The sequence below is a fragment of the Donghicola mangrovi genome (genome assembly GCF_013377535.1).
Taxonomy (GTDB): domain Bacteria; phylum Pseudomonadota; class Alphaproteobacteria; order Rhodobacterales; family Rhodobacteraceae; genus Donghicola; species Donghicola mangrovi.
Genome location: NZ_JABCJE010000010.1, coordinates 126,604 through 135,129, shown reverse-complemented (window position 1 = coordinate 135,129; position 8,526 = coordinate 126,604). Strand labels below are relative to the sequence as shown.

The window sequence follows — 8,526 nt, the reverse complement described above, 5'->3', positions numbered from 1 at the left end:
GCGTCTTTATCCGCTGACCTTGGCTGTGTCGAAACAGCTGATGCCGGTCTATGACAAGCCGATGATCTACTACCCGCTGTCGGTGCTGATGCTGGCGGGTATCCGCGAGATTTGCATCATCACCACCCCCGCCGATCAGGCCCAGTTCCAGCGCCTGCTTGGCGATGGCAGCCAGTGGGGCGTCAGCTTCGAATACATCACCCAGCCCTCGCCGGACGGTCTGGCGCAGGCCTACCTGCTGGCCGAAGAGTTCCTCGACGGCGCGCCCTCGGCGATGGTTCTGGGGGACAACATCTTCTTCGGCCACGGGCTGCCCGAGATGCTTGAAAACGCGGACCAGAAAACCAGCGGCGGCACCGTGTTCGGTTACCATGTCTCGGACCCCGAGCGTTACGGCGTGGTCGCCTTTGACGCGGACGGCACCGCCCGCGAGATCATCGAAAAGCCCGAAGTCGCCCCCTCGAACTACGCTGTCACGGGGCTCTACTTCCTTGACGGCGACGCCCCCAAGCGCGCCCGCGCGGTCAAGCCCTCTCCCCGCGGCGAGTTGGAGATCGTGACCCTGCTGGAAAGCTACCTGACCGAAGGCACCCTGACCGTCGAGAAGATGGGCCGCGGCTATGCCTGGCTCGACACCGGCACCCACGGATCGCTTCTGGACGCGGGCAACTTCGTGCGTACCCTCTCGGTCCGCCAAGGCATGCAGTCCGGCTGCCCCGAGGAAATCGCCTATACCAAAGGATGGATCTCCGACGACCTCATGCGACAACACGCAGAGACATACAAAAAGACCGAGTATGGTAGGTACATCGCGACCCTCATCCGCGATTGATCTGATATTCCTAGAGTAACCCGCTCTATGGGCCGGAAGTTAAGCAGTGCTAAACTCTGGCCCGAAATGGGGCCCTCGGTCTCAGAAACTGATATCCCCTGTCAAGAAAATTAAGTGCTTTTTTGCATTCTTGTCTTCATGACTTGCCGAACATTCTCGCTGTATGACACGCTCCGAGTGTGTTCCTTGGGGAGGAAATGTGATGTTGCGTTGGGTCGTTTTGCTGCTGGCTATGCTGGCACCTGTCGGGGCTATGGCCGAAGCCATTCCCGAAAGGCGGCTCAATGTGGCGCGCGACGTGGATTTCTTTGGCAGCGATCTGCAGGCGATTTTTGATACGGATTTCGCCTCGTGCCAGCGGACTTGCCTGACCAATCCGGTCTGCACGGCACTGACGTTCAACACCCGCACCGGGGCCTGCTTCCCGAAAACCGGTGTGTCGCAAGAGAAACCCTATGCCGGCGCGATGTCCGCGCGCGTGATCGTCACCCCCGCGACGACCGTGCAAGCAGCCAACGCGGGACGGGCTGATCTGAACTTCCTCGAGGATTTTATGTTCGATCAGGCGGTCGCATTGGCCACCGATATCGGCGTCCGTCATGCCCCCGGCAACTACAAGGTCGAGGATTACACCCGCTCGGCGACCCAGCGCGAGCAGAACGGCGAACTGGCGGTGGCGATGTCCTTTATCGGCTCGGCGATCGCGATGACCGATAATGCCAGCCTGTGGAACGAATATGCGCGTTTGGCCCTGAAACAGGCGGAAAAGGACCCGAACCGCGGGTCAACCCTGCGCAATGACGCCCTGAGTGCGGCGATCAACGGCTATCTCTACACCACCAATCCCGGCACCCGCGCCAGCGCCCTCTATCAAATGGCCGTCGCGCTAGAGGGCATGTACGAAGGGCGCCGCATGATCCCCGCCCTGCGCTTGGCCCAAGCGGCGCAACCCCGCGACGATGCGGGCGCCCTCTTGGAACACGCGATCAACCGCTATGGGTTTCGTATTACCGATCACACCGTCGAAAGCGATCTGGCCGAGCCCCGCATTTGCGCCGAATTCTCGGAGCCCTTGGTCGATGGCGGCGTGGATTATTCCACTTTTGTGGGCAGCGCCACGGCCGGTCTGGCCGCCGAAGCCGACGGCAGCCGCCTGTGCATGACCGGCGTCACCCATGGGGCCAGCTATAAGATCACTTTGCGTCAGGGCCTGCCCGCCGCTAGCGGCGAAACCCTGAGTCGCGACGTGGACCTGACCATGTATGTGCGCGACCGCAGCCCGTCCTTGGCCTTTAGCGGGCGGTCCTATGTTTTGCCCCGCGGGGCAGAGCCTGCGATTCCCGTGACCACGGTTAACACCAAAAATATCGATCTGACCCTTTATCATGTCAGCGACCGCAACCTGATGCCCGCCATCCAAGAGCGGATTTTCGGCCGTCCGCTGAACGGCTGGGAAGAGAGCCGCCTGTCCGACGGAACCGGCGCACGCATCTGGCAGGGCACCGCCGAAACGGGGATGGAGCTGAACCAGAACGTCCTGACGCGCCTGCCGCTGAAGGACGCGTTGGCCGGTCAGCCCACGGGCATTTACGCCCTTCAGGCCAGCATCCCCGGCAATCCCGAAGCCGCCGCGACCCAGTGGTTCGTGCTGTCCGATATGGGCCTGACCAGCCTGAGCGGCACCGACGGCCTGCACGTTTTTGTGCGCAATCTTGGCACCGCAGCTGCCCGCAAAAGCGTGAAGCTGACCCTGCTGTCCCGCTCGAACGCGGTACTGGGGACCGCCGTCTCGGATGAAAAGGGGTACGCCCGTTTCGCGACCGGCCTCTTGCGTGGTGAAAGCGGGGCCGAGCCTGCTCTGGTTCTGGCCGAGATGAACGGCGACCTGGGCTTCTTGTCTCTGCTGGACCCCGAATTCGACCTATCTGATCGTGGGGTCGCGGGCCGTGCGCCGTCCGGCCCTGTGGACGTGTTTCTGACCACCGATCGCGGGGCCTATCGCGCGGGGGACACGATCCACGCCACCGCCCTCGCCCGCGACGAAGACGCCCGGGTGATCTGGAACCTGCCCCTGACCGCCATTCTGCGCCGCCCTGACGGGGTAGAGTACAGCCGCACCCTGTCCGGCGTCGGCTCGGCCGGTGGGCATGTGTTCGACCTGCCGATCAGCGCCAACGCGCCGCGCGGCACATGGCAGCTACAGGTGTTCGGTGATCCTGATGCGCCTGCGCTCTCCTCCTCTAAACTGCTGGTCGAGGATTTCCTGCCCGAACGTTTCGACTTTGCCCTTAGCCTGCCGAACCCTGTCCGCAGCGGCGAACTGGCGAACCTGAATATCGACGCGCTCTATCTGTTCGGCGCACCGGCAGGTGGCCTGCCTGTCAGCGGCTCTTTGCGGGTGGATGCCCGCGAGGGGCTGGAGTCGATGCCCGGTTACCGCTTTGGCCGCCATGACGAACCCCTGAAGCCGGTCTATAGCGCGCTCCCGAATGGCACCGCGACCGATGCCGAGGGCATGGCCTCGATCCCCGTGACCATTCCGGTGATCCCCAACGCCGACCGCCCGCTGAAGCTGACCGTGACCGCGCAAATGACCGAAGGCTCCGGCCGCCCCGTCGAGCGCGAGATCACCCGCAATGTCACGCCCGCGACGCCTCTGATCGGGGTGAAGCCCTTGTTCGACGGCACCCTTGGCGAAGGGTCCGAGGCCGCCTTTGACCTGATCGCCGTTGGCCCTGACGGCAAGCCGATGGACATGCCCGTCGAGTGGGCCCTGAACCGGATTTCGACGACCTACCAGTGGTATCAGCTTTACGGCGACTGGAACTGGGAGCCGATCACCACCCGCACCCGCGTTGCCTCGGGCAAGGCGACCCTTGGGACCGATCCGCTGGAGCTGGCCCAAACCGTGGAGTGGGGTGAATACGAGCTGGTCGTGACCCGCGCCGATGGCCAAGGCTATCTGGAAACCTCGGTCGCCTTTGATGCCGGATGGTACGCGGCGGCGGACGCGGCCAGCACGCCCGATACGCTGGAACTGTCGTTGGACGCCGAACACTATGCCCCCGGCGACACGGCCATGCTGCGCATCGTGCCGCGCTATGCAGGCACCGCGCTGATCACCGTTCTGGCCGAGGGCCTGATCGACATGAAGGCGGTGAACGTCAAAGAGGGCGAGAACACCATTTCTCTGCCCGTCACACAGGCTTGGGGCGCTGGCGCCTATGTCACCGCCAGCGTGGTGCGCCCGATGGATGCCGCCGCGGGGCAGATGCCGACCCGATCGCTGGGGTTAACCCATGCGGGCGTTGATCCGGGCAGCCGCGATCTGGACCTCAAGATCACCGTTCCCCAGACCGCCCGCCCTCGCGCGCCCCTGACCGTTGATCTAGAGGTTCTGAACCCCGTCGAAACCGACAAGCCGGTCTACGCGACCATCGCGGCGGTCGACGTGGGCATCCTGAACCTGACCGCCTTTAAATCCCCCGACCCCGAGGCGCACTATTTCGGTCAGCGCCGTCTGGGTGTCGGCATTCGCGACATTTACGGTCGCCTGATCGACAGCCTGAATGGCGCGACCGGCACGGTGCGCAGCGGCGGCGATGCCTCTGGCGCGCTGTCGATGCAAAGCCCGCCTCCGACCGAGGATCTGGTGACCTTCTTCTCGGGGCCGGTCGAATTCGACGACACCGGCAAGGCGCATGTGACCTTTGACATCCCGGCCTTTGACGGACAGCTGCGGGTCATGGCGATTGCTTGGGGCGACCAAGGGGTTGGCAGCGCCAGCGCCGATGTCACCCTGTCCGATCCGGTGGTTGTCTCGGCCAGCTTGCCGCGCTTTCTGGCCCCCGGCGACACCAGCCGCCTGCTGCTGGAGCTGACCCATACCGAAGGGGCCTCTGGCGAAATGACGCTGGAGATGACCTCGACCGAGGGCGTGACCTTGGGTGCCTATCCCGAGACGGTGACCCTGACCCAAGGCGAGAATACATCGCTGACCGTGCCCATCACCGCGACAGAGGCGGGCGATCCGGCCGTGACCATTGCCCTGACCACCCCCGATGGCGTCCGTCTGGAGCGGGTTCTGCGGATGCCCGTCCGCTCGAACGACCCAGAGGTTGCCAGCACGCGGCGCTTTGATCTGGCAGCAGGCGGCACCTTTACCTTTGACGCCAACGTCTTTGCCGATCTCCAAGAGGGCACCGGCCGCGCCATCCTGTCCGCCGGTCCCCTGGCCAAGTTCGACGCGCCCGGCCTCTTGGCCACGCTGGACCGCTATCCCTATGGCTGCACGGAACAGATCACCTCGGCCGCGCTACCGCTGCTATATTTCGACCAAGTCGCGGCTGCGCTGAACCTTGGCCAAGGCGACGACCTGACCGCCAAAGTGAACCATGCCATCACCGAAATCCTGACGCGCCAGTCCAGCAACGGCGGCTTTGGCCTGTGGTTCGCGGACAGCGGGGATTTCTGGCTGGACGCCTATGTGACCGACTTCCTGACGCGGGCCGATCTGGCGGGCTATGCGGTGCCCAAACGGGCGCTTCGCTCTGCGTTGGACAACCTGCGCAATCAGGTGAATTACGCCACCAACTACGATGAGGGCGGTCAGGACATCGCCTATGCCCTGATGGTCCTGGCCCGCGCGGGCGCGGCCAATATGGGTGATCTGCGCTACTATGCCGACGTCAAAGCTGGCGAGTTCGCAACCCCGATGGCCGCCGCGCAACTGGGGGCCGGATTGGCGGCCTATGGGGATCAGATCCGCGCCGATCGCATGTTCGCCCAAGCCGCCCGTATGATCGGCACCGCCGACACCGATGGCACGATGCGCCGCGATTACGGCACCACATTGCGCGACTCCGCCGCTTTGCTGGCCCTCGCGACCGAGGCTGGCAGCACCGCCATCGACACGGGCGCTCTAACCACCCGCGTCGCCTTGGCCGATGGCCCGCGCTCTACTCAGGAAAGCGCGTGGACCCTTCTGGCGGCCCATGCCCTTGTGAATGATCCGGCGACCAACGCGCTGCTGATCGACGACCACCCCGCGAATGGCCCGCTGATCCAGCTGTTGCAGGACCAAACCGCCAAGCCCGTTGCCATCAAGAACACCGGCAGCGACACCCAACTGACCCTGACCACCATCGGCATCCCCGAAGTGCCCGCCCCCGCGAACGGCTATGGTTATCAGATCACGCGCAAAGTCTATGACCTTGACGGGAACGAGATCACCACGGGTACCTTTGCCTCGGGGCAGCGCTATGCCGTGGTGCTGGAGGTGACGCCGACCGAACCTCTGGAAGCGCGCCTGATGATCGACGATCCGCTGCCCGCGGGCCTCGAGATCGACAACCCCAGCCTGATCCGCTCGGGCGACGTTAGCAGCCTGTCGTGGATCGAGGCCGTGGACACGCGCATGACCCAGTTCCGCAGCGACCGTTTCCTTGCCGCCGTGGACTGGACCCAGACCGAGCGGTTCCGTCTGGCCTATATCGTGCGGGCTGTGACGGCGGGTCGCTATCACGCCCCTGCGGCCAGCGTTCAGGACATGTACCGCCCGCAGTATCGCGCCGTGGGTGACACGGGCGCGATCACCGTCACGCCATGAGGTATGCCCTACTGGTTCTTGCGGTTGCGTTAACCCTGCTCGCAGGGCTGCGCGACCGGTTTGACCAGTGGGTGGATGCCACGGTCCTGCCCCCTTTGGCGCAGGAAACATCGGTCGAGGTTCTGGATCGCAGCGGTGCCCTTTTGCGCGCCTATACGGTCGACAACGGGCGCTGGCGTCTGGCGGCCAGCGTTGCGACGGTCGATCCTGACTACCTGAACATGCTGGTCGCCTACGAGGATGGCCGCTTTTACCGCCACCACGGGGTGGACTGGCTGGCCATGACCCGCGCCTTGGCCCAGGCGGTCTGGCACAGGCAGGTTGTGTCCGGCGGCTCGACCCTGACCATGCAGGTCGCCCGCCTGATCGAGGACAGCGGCACCGGCCATTGGCAGGGCAAACTGCGCCAGATGCGGGTGGCTTGGGCGCTGGAACGACGCCTGTCCAAGGACGACATTCTGGACCTGTACCTGACCCGCGCGCCCTTTGGCGGCAACATCGAAGGGGTCGCGGCGGCCACGCGCCTGTACTTCGGCAAGCCCCCGAAACGGTTAACCCCTTCGGAATCCGCGCTGCTGGTCGCGCTGCCCCAGTCGCCCGAAACCCGCAGGCCGGATCGCCAATATGAGGCCGCATTGGCCGCCCGCGACCGCGTGATTGACCGGATGGCAGCGCGCGGCCTGCTCCGCCCCGAGCAGATCACCGTCGCCCGCGCCGCGCCCCTGCCCGAAACCCGCGCCGAGCTGCCCATGCTGGCCGCGCACCTTGCCGACCGTGCCCTGACCGAGCAACCCGCCGTCCAGACCCACCGCCTGACCATCGACGCCGCCTTGCAATCGCGGCTTCAGGATCTGGCCGCTGACGCGGTTCGGGGACAGAAGTCGGGCGTTTCCGTCGCCATCATGGTCGCCGATCACCGCACCGGAGAGGTGCTGGCCTCGGTCGGGTCGGCGGGCTTTGACACCGGTGCCGAGCGGGCCGCCTATGTGGATATGACCCGCGCCGTCCGCTCGCCCGGCTCGACCCTGAAGCCCCTGATTTACGGGCTAGCCTTTGATCAGGGCATGGCCCACCCCGAAACGATTTTCGACGATCGCCCCATGCGGTTCGGCGACTACGCCCCCCAGAATTTCGACGGCAGCTTTCGGGGGCCGATCCCCCTGCGCAAGGCCCTGCAACTGTCCCTGAACATCCCCGCCGTCGCCCTGACCGAGGCGATCGGCCCCGCTCGTCTGATGGCCGCGTTGCGCGCGGCGGGGGCAGACCCGAAGCTGCCCTCGGGCCAAGCGGGATTGGCGGTGGCCTTGGGCGGGATCGGCATGACGCTCGAGGATCTGGTCACACTCTATGGCGGGCTGGCGCGGCTGGGGCGTCCGATGCCGATGCATTGGCGGCAGGGCGCTGTGGATGACCCGACCGCACGCCTGATGGCCGCCCGTTCCGCGTGGCAAGTGGGCGATATTCTGGCCGATCTGCCACCACCCGCAGGCGCACCCCGCCGCACCTTGGCCTACAAGACCGGCACCAGCTATGGGCACCGCGATGCGTGGGCCATCGGTTATGACGGCGCGCTGGTGGTCGGGGTCTGGATGGGGCGGCCCGATGGCACCCCCGTGCCCGGAGCCTTTGGCGGTGATCTAGCCGCACCGGTGATGTTTGCGGCCTATCAGCGGGCCTCGAACCGTCCGAAGCTGCTGCCGCCCGCGCCGCGCGATACGCTTCGCGTTGAAACGGCCGCGCTGCCCCCGAACCTGCGGGAGTTCACACCGCGCGGTGCCTCGGTCCTGCCCGACCCTGACGCGCCCAAACTGGTCTTTCCGCCCGACGGCGCCACCCTGTCGGCCCTGCCCCAAGGGGTCGTCGCCAAACTTCAGGACGGCACGCCGCCCTTTACGTGGCTCGCCAACGGTGCGCCGATGCAGGTGAACCCGCGGTCCCGCCAGATCGTGCTGCCTAATATCGGGGCCGGATTCAGCAAAATCACCGTCATTGACGCCCGTGGGCGCAGTTCCAGCACCGCGTTCAGCATCCAATCACCGCAATAGCGAAAGATGTATTTTTGCCAAACAGTTGGCGGAAAAATTCT

The 8,526-nt window shown here is 65.2% G+C and carries 3 protein-coding genes; all 3 read left to right on the top strand.

The features are described from left to right. Window positions 1-832 (top strand): glucose-1-phosphate thymidylyltransferase RfbA (gene rfbA / locus HJ536_RS16850; RefSeq protein ID WP_177158617.1); only part of this gene is annotated, 832 nt, incomplete at its 5' end. 202 nt (window positions 833-1,034) lie between these two features. Further along, window positions 1,035-6,440, top strand: a complete 5,406-nt coding sequence (locus HJ536_RS16845; protein WP_194245718.1) for an alpha-2-macroglobulin family protein — start codon at window positions 1,035-1,037, stop codon at window positions 6,438-6,440. Then, window positions 6,437-8,485 carry a penicillin-binding protein 1C gene (gene pbpC, locus HJ536_RS16840; RefSeq protein WP_177158615.1) on the top strand — a complete coding sequence of 683 codons (2,049 nt, stop codon included), beginning with the start codon at window positions 6,437-6,439 and terminating at the stop codon, window positions 8,483-8,485. The genes HJ536_RS16845 and pbpC overlap by 4 nt, the downstream gene beginning before the upstream one ends. Window positions 8,486-8,526: the final 41 nt, after the last annotated feature.

Excerpts from the sequence above, each read along its gene's own strand:
- HJ536_RS16845 (WP_194245718.1), top strand. The coding sequence starts at position 1,035 with ATGTTGCGTTGGGTCGTTTTGCTGCTGGCTATGCTGGCACCTGTCGGG.
- pbpC (WP_177158615.1), top strand. The coding sequence starts at position 6,437 with ATGAGGTATGCCCTACTGGTTCTTGCGGTTGCGTTAACCCTGCTCGCA.